This is a genomic window from Clostridium sp. CM028 (genome assembly GCF_030585565.1).
GTDB lineage: Bacteria > Bacillota > Clostridia > Clostridiales > Clostridiaceae > Clostridium_AD > Clostridium_AD estertheticum_B.
This window is the reverse complement of sequence record NZ_CP077766.1, coordinates 1,036,086-1,051,069: the sequence shown is the minus strand read 5'-3', so window position 1 is coordinate 1,051,069 and position 14,984 is coordinate 1,036,086. Positions and strand designations below refer to the sequence as shown.

Sequence of the window (14,984 nt, the reverse complement as noted above, 5' to 3'; positions counted from 1 at the left end):
GAAGTCGTTAATATTGTAGCACCGCAGGTGATGATTTAATGTTATACTTGATGATATAAAAAAAATGGAAATAAAAATACATTTTTTAACCGTAATAACGGTAGGGGGGAAAACTATGAAAAAAAAATCTAATAACTTAATTATCAAACTAATTGTCGGTGTAGCACTAGGGTTAGGTATTGGTTTAGTATGTCCTAAAAGCTTAATGGTTGTAATTGTTACCATTAAATATATACTAGGACAAATAATCTTCTTTGCTGTACCACTTATCATCATTGGATTTATAGCACCATCTATCACTAAGCTAAAACAGAATGCTACAAAAATGTTAGGTATTGCTGTTTTTATAGCTTATGTATCCTCAATTGGTGCTGCAACTATGTCAGCAATCGCTGGATATGCAATTATACCAAGTCTTTCAATAACACCTGCTACTGAGGGATTAAAAGAGCTACCTGCATTAATCTTCAAACTTGATATACCTCAAATTATGCCAGTTATGAGTGCATTAGTATTCTCTATGGTTATTGGATTAGCTGCAACATGGACAAGCGCTAAAACAATTGAAACCGCTTTAGATGAATTTCAAAACATGGTTTTAGAAATTGTTACAAGAATAGTCATTCCTATTCTTCCTGTTTTCATAGCTTCAACATTTGCGACTCTTGCTTATGAGGGATCTGTCACAAAACAACTTCCTATTTTCTTAGGTGTCGTTTTAATAGCAATTGTTGGGCATATTATCTGGCTTACTGCTTTATACGGCATTGCTGGTATATACGCAGGTAAAAACCCTATGTCTGTTTTAAAACACTATGGTCCTGCATACTTAACAGCAGTTGGGACAATGTCTTCAGCTGCTACACTACCGGTTGCATTATCATGTGCAAAAAAATCAGATTCACTGAGGCCGGATATGGTAGACTTTGGTATTCCTCTGTTTGCAAATATTCACCTTTGTGGTTCTGTTTTAACTGAAGTTTTTTTTGTTATGACTGTTTCACAAATTCTTTATGGAAAGCTTCCAAATCTTACATCTATGGTAGTATTCGTTATTCTACTTGGTATTTTCGCAATAGGTGCTCCTGGTGTTCCTGGAGGAACTGTTTTGGCTTCTTTAGGTCTTATCGTAAGCGTTTTAGGTTTCAATGAAACGGGTACTGCACTAATGATTACAATTTTTGCGTTGCAAGATAGCTTTGGTACTGCGTGTAATGTTACTGGGGATGGTGCGTTAACGCTGATGCTTACAGGATATGCAAATAAACATAAATTATAAATATATTAAAAGGCCAGGCACATCATGGAATTATTATCTATGATGTGCCTGGTTTTTTTAGATTAGTATTTTATTGAGTTTTTAAATATAACATAAGAATATATTATTGTAACAATAGTTTGTGATAGAGGTTGCTATTAAAAAAGAGAAATTTATGTAATGAAATGAAAAAATTTACGTATTAACATATGAGATTACTTGGCCGGGTAAAAAACAAAGAAGGGAGGGCTTTAAAAAGATGAAGCAACTTGCATTGTGTGATATTTCATATAAAAAAGAAGTTACAGAAGAATTATGTAAAGAAGAAATTGCTCATATTTTTGAGATCTATTACAAAAGAGTTTTCAACTATATGTATTATCGCGTTAATAGCATTGAAACGTCAGAAGACCTTACAAGTCAGGTTTTTGAAAAAATAATGTTTAAAATAGACATGTATTCTAAACATAAGTCACCTTTTGAGGTGTGGATGTTTGCTATAGCTAGAAACATAGTAAATGATTATTTTAGAAGCTTAAAAAAGCATAAATTATTCTCTATTGACACAATTAAGGACTTGGTATCAAAAGGAAAAACTCCAGAAGAGATAATATTATCAGCAGAAAGTAACAGTGAACTTTCAAAGGCTTTGAAGATGTTGAATGAAAGGGATCGAAATATTGTTTCTCTTAAGTTCGGTGCAAATCTTAAAAATCAGGAGATAGCACAAATATTAGATATTACAGAAGGCAATGTTGGAGTAATACTTTATAGAACAATGAAAAAGCTAAAAAAGAAAATTGAGGAAGAGAGGGAACAATATGAGCAATAAGAAAATTGAAGATAAGTTTTCTAGAGAAATAGATGCTTATTTTAATGGGATAGAGGATAAGAAAAAAATAGAACAAAGTGAATATAGCGAACTTTTAGAATTTAGCAAGAGTATGTCAAAAGAAGATTTCAGTAAAGATAGCGATAAAAAAGGGGTATTTAATAAAACTTTGAAAAGTATAAATGAAAATAAAGGAGAGAATATTATGAAGAAATCAAATAAATTTAAAAAAACTGCTATTGCAGTAGCAGCAATATGTATAATAAGCGTTTCTGTAATGCAAACATCCTTCGCTCAAGATATAGCTGAGAAAGTAATAAAAACTATATCTTTAGGACATATAAGTGTTATACAAACGGAACCATCTAAAATAAAAGAGATGAGACTTACGGATGAGTATAAAGGCAAAGTTTTTGATAAACAAGGAAAGCAAGTACAAGTAGTTACGAAGGAGAATCGCAACGAATTATTCACAGCAAAAGGTGAAAAAATTGCTCATATGCAGAATGGAAAAATAATAACTGTAGCTGAGCAAGAAAAAATGGACAAAGAAAGGGAAGAAGGTGTAGTTGTTGAAGTAAAAGATTCTAGTAAATTAAATGAATATACTTGCTTTGATGTTAAGCTTCCAACGTTTTTGCCAGAAGGATATAAATTTGATAGAGCAGAATTTTATAAGGAGAAGAATGAAACAAAAGTTAAAAATAGTAAATATATTAGTTTATATTTTACTAATAAGGAGACTGGAAAGTTTATATTTATGCAACAAAGGTTTCCTGATGAAACTACTAAATCTGCATCTGGAACAGATGGTAAAATTGAAGAAACAAAAATTAATGGTGTAAATGCTGTAATAAGTGATGATAGATATATTGATTGGGAAACTAAAAATTGTATTTATAGTTTATCGGGTAGAGGAGAAATTACAAAGAATGAACTAATAAAGATTGCAGAATCTATTAAATAATCATTAAGGCATATGAAAATAAATCACAAGTAAGGGATATTACCATACTTGTGATTTATTTATTTTTATTAATGTATGATCTTTATTTATGAAAAAAATGTTCCAATGTGTGGTAAAAAATGATAATATTACATAAAGGATTGAGAAGCAGTTGTATTTTGTGACGAAGGTGTCATAAACAAATATAAAATAGATTGAAATATATAAAGGAAGCGTCTGTGTGAAAAAGTATGAATATAAATGTGTCTTTATAGCAGGGGCTGGTGAAAGAACAACAGGGATAATGAATGAATATGGAGAATAAGGGTGGGGGTTTGTTAGGCCTTCGTAGTGTTGGCATTATTATAAAAGATTAATTGAAAATCACTTTAGGGTCAAAATATGAATCAATTGAGGGAGACGGAATTGAATAATCAAAATGATAATATTAATAAAGCATTACTTGTGATAGATATACAGGAGGATGCTACAGGAAAAACAGCAAAACGACCATATAAAAATTCACAAGAACTTATTAGTAATGTGAATTTAGTTATTGAAAGTAGTGAAAAGAAAGGAATTACTGTTATATATATAAAGCATGAAATAAATAGTAATTTTTTAAATAAAATTGTAATGAGAAACAGATTTATCAAAGGAACGCAGGGAAGTGAGATAGATTCAAGAATAAAGATTGTTAATAATTATATTTATTCAAAAGATAAAGGAAATGCTTTTTCAAATCCTAAATTAGATAGTTTCCTTAAACAAAATCATATCAATGAAGTCTTTATTGTTGGATTAGATGCAACTGCATGTGTATACAGGACATCAATAGGAGCAATAGATAAAGGATATAAATCAATAGTTTTAGAGGATGCAATAGTAACCTCAAATATGAGGAAGATGCCAAAAATATTAGAAAAGTATGAGAACGAAGGGATACTCTTAACTACAATTCAAAAGTTTAAACAAAATAAATAATGAGTTCCTTAGAGTACAATTTTCTTTGAAGGGTACAAGTATAAAATTTATACTTAATAAGACTCATTTTTCATAAAGAGTAGATTAATCCTAAATATACGATTGATGAACAATCGGAAAAAAATGTGTCGTAAGAGTAAGACAATATAAATGAAGGGAGTTAAATATGGTTATTCCAAATTCAGGTAAAGTATATCCAAGAAGTAATGATTACCAAACAATATATCTTAAAAATGTAATTACAAGAGATAATATAAGAGTTGGAGATTATACAATATATAATGATTATTATAGTGATCCAAGGGATTTTGAAAAAAATAATGTATTATATCAGTATCCTGTTAACAATGATAAGTTAATAATTGGGAAGTTTTGTTCAATTGCATGTAAAGCGAAGTTTCTCATGACAAGTGGAAATCACACAATGAAATCAATATCTACTTATACATTTCCAATATTTTATGAGGAATGGGGTTTAGACGTCAGTAATGTAACAGATGCTTGGGATAATAAAGGAGATATTGTAATTGGCAATGATGTGTGGATAGGTTATGACGCTATAATTATGGCAGGTGTGAAAATTGGAGATGGTGCAATTATTGGAACTAGAGCAGTAGTTACTAAAGATGTTCCACCCTATACTATTGTTGGAGGAATACCAGCAAAAGTTATAAAGAAAAGGTTTAGCGATGATGTAATTTTAAAATTGTTAAGAATTAAGTGGTGGGATTGGACAGATGAAAAAATCCAAGCAAATATTAAATATATTCAATCAGGAAACATTGATAAGTTAGATAGAAGGAAACTTAAGGGAATGTAGAAAAATAAATGAACAATACTGGTCACAATGAAATGCCAAGGCTGAGTATTACTGCCAGATGGAGCAAGTCTTGCACTCTCAAGTAGCTGTGTTATTTTTTCATTTTCAACTGGTTTATCAATATATTTCCTTATACTTCTACGCGCTGTAATTTCTTTTATCATAGTTTTAGATGCCTCCTTAATATATATAGTGTAGCACAGGCTACACTATAGCCCTGTTAATATAATATTTAAAATTGATACGTAATATTAGGCCTTTACGAGCACTTTTGTAATTTCAGAGATGTACATTGTATGATAATCCTTGTTTGGATACCATTTTGCATCATTCTCTTTGGACTCGAAATTTTCAGGCGACATTGTATCATGATATACCTTCCTACAAACAATTATCATGTTTGCTTCTTCAAAGGATACTGTATCGTCAACAAAATAAGGAGTGAGTCCAGCTTCGTTTACCTTATCTGTGTCTCTTCCTGAAATGCTACCACATATATTTAGGGCTTTCCTATACTTCTCATCAAAAAAAGCAATCGTAAACATGTCATTTGCATCGATAAATTCTTTCGTATATCTCTGAGGCCTTATGTATGTGGTAACAACATTCATTCCCCAATATACACCAACACCACCCCAACTAGCAGTCATTGTATTAAATTTCTCCTTATTCCCTGCTGTTATCAGCAGCCATTCTTTCCCGATTTTTGTGAAAGGGTTGAACTGTAATTCCTCGACTTTAATTTCTTTAAACATAATTGTCCTCCTGTAAATTTTTTTATAGTTTATAACAAATAATTAACTTATGCATTATATAACCATATTAACATATACAAACATGCAGACCAACTCTTAAAACTTTTATTATACAATTTATACATAATTATGTTAACTGCTTGAATAACTATAGGGATATATCATATAATTGAATAAAGATATAATGTAAGGTTTTATTTGAAAGCGTACATTCATTTTTGTTTAAAGCATTGGCATCATCAATCGCAAATCAGTAATAATTGAACAAGTGGTGAAGGCGGTAAGTAATATACTATACGAATAGGAGTGGAAATTATGTTTGAAATCATAGATAATAAAAAGGAATCACTAGATGGCAAGAGACCCTTGAGTAGAATTGCTGTAGAAAATTTAAAAAAATATTTTGATGTGGAACTAACATATAATTCTAATGCGATAGAAGGAAATACTCTGACAATAACTGAAACTAAAGTAATCTTGGAGGATGGCTTAACTATAGGAAAAGGTAAGAGCTTAAAAGAACATTTAGAAGTAATTAACCACAAGGAAGCAATTGATTATGTAGAAGACATTGTAAGTGAAGATACGGATATATCAGAAAGGGTTATTAAAGACTTACATTACTTAATATTGAAAAGTATAGATAATAAGTATGCTGGAGAATATAGACAAAATAATGCAATTATCAGTGGTAGCAAGCATATACCTGTAGAACATTTTTTAGTGAAAGAAAAAATGACAGAACTAATAGAGTGGTATAATTGCAGCAAGAATAAAAAACATCCAATAGAATTGGCAGCAGAGTTTCACTTTAGGTATGTGTATATTCATCCTTTTACTAATGGAAATGGAAGAACTGCAAGGCTTCTTATGAATCTTATATTAATGAGAAATGGATACCCTATAACAGTGATAAGGACTGAAAATAGAGAGGAATATATGAAAGCATTAGAATTGGTTAGTTTTGAGGGGAAGTTAGAGGGATTTATAAAAATCATTTCAGGAGCTGTAGATAGAAGCGTAGATACGTATCTATATTTAACAAAATAATTTAGAAATAAAAAGCCATGGTTACTTCTGTTTTATGAAGTATTCATGGTTATTTTAATTTAGATTTAATTTCATCTATAGAATATGGTATATTATAGGTAGATTATAGGAGTATGAACGATAATTCGTAAAATCATTAAGGGGGATGCTATGTATAAAATATTGATAATTGAAGACGAAGAGAAAATTAGAGATATAATAAAAGAATCCCTTTGTAAATGGGGTTTTGAAGCCTATGCAGTTAATAACTTCAATAATGTATTTGAAGAATTTGTGAAGGTAAAGCCGCAACTTGTTCTAATGGATGTAAATCTGCCTGCTTTTGATGGATTTTATTGGTGTAATAAAATTAGAAATGTTTCTAAGGTGCCAGTAATATTTTTATCTTCAAGAAGTACAAATATGGATGTTATTATGGCAGTGAATACGGGTGCGGATGATTACATTACAAAACCTTTTTCTCTGGATATACTTATGGCAAAAATAAATGCAATTTTACGTAGGACCTATTCTTATGGAGATACAAGTTTGGATACTATTGATTATAAAGGCGCTGTGCTATCATTAAGGGATAACACCCTTTACGTAGGCGAAAAATCAATTGAACTAACCAAAAATGAATTTAAAATATTATATGTATTAATGAAAAAGCATGAAACCATAGTAAGCCGAGAGGATATAATGCAAGAACTTTGGCAAGATGAAAACTTCATCGATGACAATACACTAACAGTTAATATAAACAGACTTAGAAAAAAGCTAAAAGAAATTGGTCTTATAGATTTTATTAAGACCATTATAAATCAAGGATATGTTATTAAATGAGCTTTATTAAATATTTAAAGGAGAACCTTAAGCTTTTAGTATTTTACTTTCTTCTCATGGCTTTTATTTCATTAACTATATATTTTGACAGAAAAAATCGCGTACTTACTTCTAATTTACTTTACATAATATTTGTTTCTTTTTTCATGTTAATAATTTATATTAGTATAGATTATTATGAAAAATCCCAGCATATTAAAAAGCTTTTATTCGTTAAAAATTCAGAAGATAAAACTCCTATTTTACCGGGTCCAATAAATTATAAAGATGAAATATATGCTCAAATAATTCAGATGATTTATGAAGATTTCCTGAAAATTGCAAGAAGCACGGAAACAGATTTCAAAGAAAATGCAGAGTTTATGACTGCGTGGGTTCATGAAATTAAAACTCCAATTACTACATCAAAGTTATTGATTGAGAGCACAGGCGCTACATCTTCATCCTTAAAAGAAGAACTTGAAAAGATTGAGGATTATGTTGAAAAGGTACTTTATTATTCAAGAAGTAATAATTTTTCTGAAGATTATATCCTTTCAGAAGTGAGTATCAACAAAGTAATTAAAGAAAGTATTAAAAAACATTCAATTATATTTATAAAAAAACATATTAAATTAATAAATAATGTACCTGAACCCCTTATTATAGATACCGATAAAAAGTGGTTGCTTTTCATAATTGATCAACTCCTTTCAAATTCATTAAAATATACCAGCAATGGTGGAAGCATAATATTTAAACATATTAAAGCCACAAAAGAGGTTTTATTAATAGTAGAAGATACGGGAATAGGCATTAAAAGTGAAGATATAAATAGATTATTTAAAAAGTCTTTTACAGGTTTTAACGGAAGAAACGAAAACTTAAAAGCTAGTGGAATGGGTTTGTACCTTTCTCAAAAAATTGCTAAAAAACTTGGCCATTATATTACCCTAGAATCAGAATATGGTAAAGGCACCAAAGTAATTATTCATTTTCTAAAATGGGATAATTACTATGATGTTACAAAAATGTAAGGTGAAAGAGCAAAATGTAAGCCAAAGCAATGGCGGTATATTTTGCTTTTTTGTATACTAAGAGTGTAAAGCATATTCAAAATAATTAACATTAACGACATTTCAGAAGGGAAGTCACCCACTTCTATAAGTGGGTGTTACATACTATAACAAAGAAAAAACTTCAGTGGAAGTATAAAACTCCTTCTGAAGTCGTTGATGCTATAGCTTCGCAGAAGATAATTTAACGGGGGGTATTTATAATGACAGAAGTATTAAAGATAGAAAATCTAAGAAAAGTTTACGGATCAAAATTTGGTGGTGTAAAATATACAGCACTTGATGATATAAATTTGAAAGTAGAAAATGGTGAATTTGTAGCAATAATGGGACCATCTGGTTCAGGAAAAACAACCTTTTTAAATGTAATATCAACTATTGATAAACCAACCTCAGGAAGTGTAATAATTCATGGTGATGACATAACCAAACTAAAGGAGCCCAATTTGTCTAAATTTAGAAGAGAAAAACTTGGATTTATATTCCAAGACTTTAATTTGCTTGATACTATGACTCTAAAGGAAAATATTGTACTACCTTTAGCTCTTGCAAAAACTCCTTATAAGATTATAAAGACAAAGTTACAAGACATAAGTATTAAGCTTGGCATTAGGGACATATTAAGCAAATATCCTTATGAGGTATCAGGAGGACAAAAGCAAAGAGCAGCGGCCGCAAGAGCAATGATTACTGAGCCTTCTATGGTGCTCGCTGATGAACCTACAGGTGCTTTAGATTCCAAATCTTCCAAAGAATTGCTCGGATGCCTTGAGAATTTAAATGAAAAAAATAAAGCTACAATTCTTATGGTTACTCATGATGCCTTTGCAGCATCTTATTGCACGCGAATTGTATTTATTAAAGATGGTAAACTATTTAATGAAATTTATAAAGGTGATAAAACAAGGAAGGATTTCTATCAAAATATATTAAAGATTCTTTCAGTCATAGGAGGTTCTACAGATGACATTAATTAGTATGGCTGTAAACAATATAAGAAAAAACTTTAAAAATTACTGGACATTTTTTCTAAGTTCTACCTTCAGTGTTTTTGCATTATATCTTTTTATGTCTATTGTAAATAATGCAGATGTGAAAGTCCAACTAGGAAATATGAAAAGCTTTATGGTTTTATTTATCGTAGGTGCCTATATGATTGCAGGCTTTTCTGCATTTTTTATGTGGTATTCTAATACTTTCATTATAAAGTCAAGGAAGAAAGAATTTGCAACATATATGTTACTAGGTATGTCTAAAAAACAGACCGCAACATTGAACTTTATAGAAAATTTGATAACTATAGCTGGCGCCTTTTGCAGCGGAATTGCTTTAGGTCTGATTTTCAGTAAATTTTTTATAATGTTATTATATGCAATGATAGGAGCTACAGCTGATGTGTCATTTCAAATTAGTTTAGAAGCTTTAAAAGTTTGTTCTATAGTATTTGGAGCTATGTTTATAATAATTAGTATTCACAGTTCTTTGCTTATATACAGGGATAACCTTATAGATCTTTTCAATTCATCAAAAAAAGCTGAAAAAGGGTTAAAAGTATCCTTTTTAACCATGATAATTAGCATCCTTTCTATAGTTTTCTTAGGCTACGGATATTATATGGCTATTAGAAAGACTGCTGCTAATATTCTTCTGGCTCCTATAGTAGTATTGCTAGTGGTTATAGGCACTATATTATTTTTTACAAGCTTTACTTCTTTAATTATATATATTAGTAAAAAGAATGAAAAAAGTCTATTTAAAGGAACAAAGATTATATACATTTCACAGCTTTACTATAGATATAAAGGTAATGTAGGTACCCTAAGTGTAATAGCAGTTACAACTACTGTAGCACTTTGTGCCATGATTACTTGCTTTGGACTTTTTAATCAAGTCGAAGAAAACTCAAGAAACATGAGACCATTTTCTATAGAATACACAAATGGTACTAATAATACAGATACAATTTTTGAGGATACTATTAAGAATTACAAAGAGATTTCAGTTGTATATAAGGACAATATGGAGTTTCTTAAGGTGAAAACTAAAGATATCTTGCTTGGAAATGATACATTTTTAGTTTTAAACCAAAGTAAATTTAATAAGGTTAATAGTTATGAAAAATCTGATACAAGAGTAAATTTAAAAAATGATATGGATTGTGATTTTGTTCAAGTAGCCAACGCTGTTTCTGATAAAAGTGTAATTGGTAAAGAGGTTAAGTTAGCCGGCGGAGATAAAGAATATAAACTAAAAGTAACCGATACTTATACAAAATTCTTTATAGCACTCGATGGTGCTAGACCAACGTTTATTGTTAAGGATAGCGTCTATTCTCAAATTAAAAGTACAATCTCTAAAGAGAATACCTATAAAGTAACGGGATATATGCTTAATAATGATTTCCTTTCACAAAATTTTATTGTAGATTTGAAAAGTAAAATACCGCCAGAAAATAAGCTTTTAACCTTTTATGAACATTTTATGGATGGCATAAAGTTAATGGGTATGATGGGCTTCATTGGGGTATTTATTGGATTACTATTTCTTACAGCTACAGGAGGTATTATATATTTTAAAATGTCTATGGAAGCTGCGGAGGATAAAAACAAATTTATAATTCTTGAAAAAATAGGGGTTAGTAAAGTTGAAATAAGAAAGGCTGTTTCAAAGGAACTCATGATTTTATTTGGAGTACCCTTCGTTGTGGCAACACTAAATACTTTTGTCGCATCAATTACACTTGGAAAATTCCTGCGATTTAATATTACTAAAGAATTTATTATTGTAATTTTAGTTTATGCAGTGCTTTATAGTATATATTATTTAATAACCTTAAAATCCTATATTAAAACCGTAAGTAGCTCATATTAAAATAGAAGGGTAAATTATCTTCTGCGAAGCTATATTGACGACTTCAGAAGAAGAGTTAGACTCCTACTGAAGTTATCTCTTTATGATTAAATAATCATTTCATATAATAAATGGTATCTTGAGCTAAATCCTTATTATATGAAATGATTTTTCTTTTATTTATAAAAGAAATTATACAAGCATTACTGATTATTTGAACAATCCCATTCTTGTTAGAAAGGGGTTTATTAACAGTAGTATAATTAATAATAATGCCATTTTACCGAAAACACTTCTTAAAATTTTATTTAATTTAGGATAATTTGTTTTACTGCTATAATTTCCTACTGTAAGAAAAGCTAATGTAATAATGCTATCTGTAATTTTAAAATATAATGTATTTGTTATTCCAATTTGTTTCATAAAAAAGGAGCCTAAATAAACATCTCCTATGGTTAATGCAAGTAATGTTCCAACAAATACAATACCGATACTAAATACAGATAAAAATTTCTTGATTGTAAAATTATTGCCAATATTAACAATAGCCTGTTCTGAAGTTCCTTCTATATCCTCATACTTATGATTATAATAGGTGTAGCAAGAATGATTAGTAATAAACATTAGTAATATTATTATAGTACATAGTTTATACGCCTCTATTGGATATATATACGTAATTAATGCTAAGATTCCAATCAAAACAAAGAGGATATTAATTGCAAGTTCGGATGATTTTTGACTTATCTCAAAGAACCTTTCATCATAAGTTTGTTCAAAATGTTTTTTACCATTATTATTTTTATGGGTATTCCTATTTGGCAAATATGTTATTATCCCCGCTATAATAGATCCTGACCCTATAACAAACATTAAGTTATTATTAAAATAATATTTGCTTGAAAAAACAAAAGTTAAGCCTATAATAATCTCAAATATAGACAGATAATATCGTAGTGCATAGTTTTTTGCGAATTTTTCCACGACTCATTCCTCCTCAAAGATAAATACTTCTTCAATTACTGTACCAAAAAATTTAGCAATTTTATGAGCAAGTAATATTGACGGATTATATTTTCCATTCTCTAACGAATTTATTGTTTGTCTTGATACCACCATAATATTTGCTAATTCTTGTTGGGTTAATTGATTTTCTTCTCTTAACTTTTTAATTATATTCTTCAAAATTTTTCTCCTTTTATCAAGCTAGCTTTACATATATTATATAATTGCTTTTTTTACTTGTCAAGTTAGCTTGACAATAGATTTTAATAGGCCATTAAAGTCGAGGCACTTAATCATGTTCCTGTTTCACTAAATCCTGCTCAAAAAAATGTTATGTTATATTCGTTTATGTAAATTATATTAGAAAAAAATATTGACAACAGTATGATATTTACAGATAATATGGTTAGTGTACATGGAGCGTATGGTGTGTATTAAACACATTAACAGTTAGTTAGGAGATGTAAAAATTCATGCAAGATTTAAAAGCAAGATTAATTGAATCAATTATGCATTCTATTATTATAATGATAATCTCATTGTTCATAACATATCTAATCATTATAAATTTATCTAATATATTTTGGATGTCAATGATCTCTATAATTGGAGCTATATTTTTAATAATTTATATTAAAAAGCCATACGACAAAGAATGTTTAATCATTAATAGTTGGTTATGTATGATATTTGCAATTTTTATTGGAATCTTAATTGGAAAGATTGTTCCATTATCAAATTTAATTGGAGTAGGTATCGGAATACCAGTATTCGATATAATCAGTTTTATGAAAATCGGTTCAAAAACTACAAATGCTAAAGTTATGTCAAATAAAAATTTAATGTCAAAATTAATAGTATATGGGAAGTCATTTAAAAATAATAATCCAATACCAACAAAAGGGTTAGGGGATTTTTTATTTTATACAATACTACTTTCAGGCATATATAAAGTAAGTAATGATTCTAATTTTGTATTTTATGGGGCATGTTTAATATTTTTAGGATGTGCAATAAATTGGATTATAGTTTGTTTTATATATAATAAGAAATGGTATAAGGGGTTCCCAGCAACATTTATCCCTCTTATGTCACTATTACCATTATTTTTGAAGCTTGTAAATTGAATGTTTAGTTCATAAATATTGTTAACATAGCTTTATAATAATCAATAAAAAGTGCCTGTTTCATTGCCAACTATTGATATGGGACATATTATATATATAATATGCCCCATATCAATAGTTAATTATAAAGTCTTCCTAATGCGTCTGCTCCAAGTATAGCTGCATATACATCATCTGCAGTAACCGCAAATGGCATATTATGAATAGTTTCTCCCACTGCGCAGGAAGTTTCAGCGACCCTTCTTATATCTTCTTCTTTTATTTCTTTGATTCCCATTTCTTCTAAAGTAACAGGCAATCCTAAATCAATACAAATGCCTATAACATCATCGAGTTCTTCTTGTGGGCTATTTTCTAAAACTAATTGAGCTAGTAATCCAAAGGCTACTTTTTCTCCATGATATAAGTGATGACATTCCTCAAGAACTGTGAAACCATTATGAATTGCATGAGCAGCTGCTAGCCCACCACTCTCAAAGCCTATACCACTTAAGTATGTGTTAGCCTCTATTATATTTTCAACTGCTGGAGTACAAACTCCTATTTCTACCGCTACTTTGGCTTTAATACTATCTTCTAATAAAGTATTATAACAAAGCTCTGCTAAGGCATAAGCAGCTTTGGTAATTTTACCGCCACTCATATTTGATGCATTAGATTGCTTGCAAGCTCTTGCTTCAAAATATGTCGCTAATGCATCTCCTATGCCTGTTACTAATAATCGAGCTGGGGCCTTAGCTACTATTCCTGTATCAACTAAAACTACATTTGGACTATTTGGTAAAAATAAATATTTGCTGAAACTGCCTTATTCTGTATATATAACGGAGAGTGAACTGCAAGGAGCATCTGTTGAAGCAATAGTTGGTACTATTACCACGGGTAAATTTTCATAGTAAGCTACAGCCTTAGCAGTATCAAATATTTTACCTCCGCCTATTCCTATAACGACATCGCAGTTATTAGTTTTTACGTCTTCTCTTAATCTATCTATTTCGCTGTTGCAACATTCTCCATTAAATTTTTGAAATGTAAGTTTAACGTCTGTCCCTTTAAAGCTTTTATCTATAATTGGTTGGTTTCTCTTGATGCCATTAGAACTTGCAATTATATAAAATGATTTTCCTAAGTTTTTTGTATGTTCGTTTAAGTTTCTTAATTCTCCATTTCCTTGAATATATTTTCCAGGTGATATTATTGTCTTTAGCATTTTTCCAACTCCTATTGTTTAGTGGCATTATTGTTCATATATATTTTAACATCAAAATACGGGTCTTTCTATGAAGTTGGTTAAAAAATTAACATAATGATGTAAAGAATTAGTATAAACTACCGATTTTTTAATGCAATATAGTATTGTTCATAAATTATTATCATATTTGTCATGTTACTGTCACATAATAGGACTAGTATTAATGAATAGGATCCCCCTATAAAATAGATATTTATAAATAACACCGGATAGATACCGGTGTTA

Annotated in this window: 14 protein-coding genes and 2 pseudogenes; 11 read left to right on the top strand and 5 right to left on the bottom strand. The window is 29.6% G+C overall.

The annotated features are described in order from the left end of the window. Nucleotides 1-115 precede the first annotated feature (115 nt). The 5 genes from KTC94_RS04990 (at nucleotide 116) to KTC94_RS04970 (ending at nucleotide 4,840) form a co-directional block, all read left to right on the top strand. A complete protein-coding gene (locus KTC94_RS04990; protein WP_216302968.1) occupies nucleotides 116-1,279 on the top strand; it encodes a dicarboxylate/amino acid:cation symporter in 1,164 nt (387 codons plus the stop codon). A 238-nt stretch (nucleotides 1,280-1,517) separates the two neighbouring features. Beyond that, nucleotides 1,518-2,090 carry a sigma-70 family RNA polymerase sigma factor gene (locus tag KTC94_RS04985; RefSeq protein ID WP_216302974.1) on the top strand — a complete coding sequence of 191 codons (573 nt, stop codon included), beginning with the start codon at nucleotides 1,518-1,520 and terminating at the stop codon, nucleotides 2,088-2,090. Then, nucleotides 2,080-3,057, top strand: coding sequence for a DUF4367 domain-containing protein (locus KTC94_RS04980; protein ID WP_220320052.1), 978 nt, complete (start codon nucleotides 2,080-2,082; stop codon nucleotides 3,055-3,057). The genes KTC94_RS04985 and KTC94_RS04980 overlap by 11 nt, the downstream gene beginning before the upstream one ends. Before the next feature lie 405 nt (nucleotides 3,058-3,462). Further along, entirely contained in the window at nucleotides 3,463-4,020 is a 558-nt protein-coding gene (locus KTC94_RS04975) for a cysteine hydrolase family protein (protein ID WP_165414834.1), read from the top strand. A 166-nt stretch (nucleotides 4,021-4,186) separates the two neighbouring features. Beyond that, nucleotides 4,187-4,840 (top strand): CatB-related O-acetyltransferase, encoded by a 654-nt coding sequence (locus KTC94_RS04970; RefSeq protein ID WP_216302976.1) that lies wholly within the window; start codon nucleotides 4,187-4,189, stop codon nucleotides 4,838-4,840. A 23-nt stretch (nucleotides 4,841-4,863) separates the two neighbouring features. On the opposite strand, the pseudogene KTC94_RS04965 reads toward KTC94_RS04970, so the two are convergent. Further along, a pseudogene (locus KTC94_RS04965) lies at nucleotides 4,864-5,004 on the bottom strand (nitroreductase family protein); the annotation flags it as partial. A gap of 87 nt (nucleotides 5,005-5,091) precedes the next feature. Then, a complete protein-coding gene (locus tag KTC94_RS04960; protein ID WP_216303024.1) occupies nucleotides 5,092-5,598 on the bottom strand; it encodes a flavin reductase in 507 nt (168 codons plus the stop codon). Between the two features lie 312 nt (nucleotides 5,599-5,910). On the opposite strand from KTC94_RS04960, the gene KTC94_RS04955 reads away from it, so the two are divergent. The 5 genes from KTC94_RS04955 (at nucleotide 5,911) to KTC94_RS04935 (ending at nucleotide 11,396) form a co-directional block, all read left to right on the top strand. After that, nucleotides 5,911-6,645, top strand: a complete 735-nt coding sequence (locus KTC94_RS04955) for a Fic family protein (protein WP_220320053.1) — start codon at nucleotides 5,911-5,913, stop codon at nucleotides 6,643-6,645. A gap of 150 nt (nucleotides 6,646-6,795) precedes the next feature. Then, complete coding sequence (locus tag KTC94_RS04950; protein ID WP_220287533.1) at nucleotides 6,796-7,470, top strand: response regulator transcription factor; 675 nt, start codon at nucleotides 6,796-6,798, stop codon at nucleotides 7,468-7,470. Next, nucleotides 7,467-8,486 (top strand): HAMP domain-containing sensor histidine kinase, encoded by a 1,020-nt coding sequence (locus tag KTC94_RS04945; protein WP_220320054.1) that lies wholly within the window; start codon nucleotides 7,467-7,469, stop codon nucleotides 8,484-8,486. The genes KTC94_RS04950 and KTC94_RS04945 overlap by 4 nt, the downstream gene beginning before the upstream one ends. 242 nt (nucleotides 8,487-8,728) lie before the next feature. Further along, a complete protein-coding gene (locus tag KTC94_RS04940) occupies nucleotides 8,729-9,502 on the top strand; it encodes an ABC transporter ATP-binding protein (protein ID WP_220320055.1) in 774 nt (257 codons plus the stop codon). Next, nucleotides 9,489-11,396 (top strand): FtsX-like permease family protein, encoded by a 1,908-nt coding sequence (locus KTC94_RS04935; protein WP_220320056.1) that lies wholly within the window; start codon nucleotides 9,489-9,491, stop codon nucleotides 11,394-11,396. The genes KTC94_RS04940 and KTC94_RS04935 overlap by 14 nt, the downstream gene beginning before the upstream one ends. Nucleotides 11,397-11,585: 189 nt before the next feature. Here the strand turns inward: KTC94_RS04935 and KTC94_RS04930 are convergent, their stop codons facing one another. Both KTC94_RS04930 and KTC94_RS04925 read right to left on the bottom strand, forming a co-directional pair. Further along, a complete protein-coding gene (locus KTC94_RS04930) occupies nucleotides 11,586-12,359 on the bottom strand; it encodes a DUF2178 domain-containing protein (RefSeq protein ID WP_216302983.1) in 774 nt (257 codons plus the stop codon). A 3-nt stretch (nucleotides 12,360-12,362) separates the two neighbouring features. Further along, nucleotides 12,363-12,560: a helix-turn-helix transcriptional regulator gene (locus KTC94_RS04925; RefSeq protein ID WP_220320057.1), complete on the bottom strand. Its 198-nt coding sequence runs from the start codon at nucleotides 12,558-12,560 to the stop codon at nucleotides 12,363-12,365. Between the two features lie 293 nt (nucleotides 12,561-12,853). Between KTC94_RS04925 and KTC94_RS04920 the strand changes: the two genes are divergently transcribed. Next, a complete protein-coding gene (locus KTC94_RS04920) occupies nucleotides 12,854-13,507 on the top strand; it encodes a hypothetical protein (protein ID WP_220320058.1) in 654 nt (217 codons plus the stop codon). Between the two features lie 118 nt (nucleotides 13,508-13,625). Here KTC94_RS04920 and KTC94_RS04915 read toward each other — a convergent pair. Beyond that, nucleotides 13,626-14,717: pseudogene (locus tag KTC94_RS04915) on the bottom strand (glycerol dehydrogenase). Nucleotides 14,718-14,984: the final 267 nt, after the last annotated feature.

What these genes read in the sequence shown, in the direction of transcription:
- KTC94_RS04990 (WP_216302968.1), top strand. Translation starts at nt 116, where the DNA reads ATGAAAAAAAAATCTAATAACTTAATTATCAAACTAATTGTCGGTGTA.
- KTC94_RS04985 (WP_216302974.1), top strand. Translation starts at nt 1,518, where the DNA reads ATGAAGCAACTTGCATTGTGTGATATTTCATATAAAAAAGAAGTTACA.
- KTC94_RS04980 (WP_220320052.1), top strand. Translation starts at nt 2,080, where the DNA reads ATGAGCAATAAGAAAATTGAAGATAAGTTTTCTAGAGAAATAGATGCT.
- KTC94_RS04970 (WP_216302976.1), top strand. Translation starts at nt 4,187, where the DNA reads ATGGTTATTCCAAATTCAGGTAAAGTATATCCAAGAAGTAATGATTAC.
- KTC94_RS04955 (WP_220320053.1), top strand. Translation starts at nt 5,911, where the DNA reads ATGTTTGAAATCATAGATAATAAAAAGGAATCACTAGATGGCAAGAGA.
- KTC94_RS04950 (WP_220287533.1), top strand. Translation starts at nt 6,796, where the DNA reads ATGTATAAAATATTGATAATTGAAGACGAAGAGAAAATTAGAGATATA.
- KTC94_RS04945 (WP_220320054.1), top strand. Translation starts at nt 7,467, where the DNA reads ATGAGCTTTATTAAATATTTAAAGGAGAACCTTAAGCTTTTAGTATTT.
- KTC94_RS04940 (WP_220320055.1), top strand. Translation starts at nt 8,729, where the DNA reads ATGACAGAAGTATTAAAGATAGAAAATCTAAGAAAAGTTTACGGATCA.
- KTC94_RS04935 (WP_220320056.1), top strand. Translation starts at nt 9,489, where the DNA reads ATGACATTAATTAGTATGGCTGTAAACAATATAAGAAAAAACTTTAAA.
- KTC94_RS04920 (WP_220320058.1), top strand. Translation starts at nt 12,854, where the DNA reads ATGCAAGATTTAAAAGCAAGATTAATTGAATCAATTATGCATTCTATT.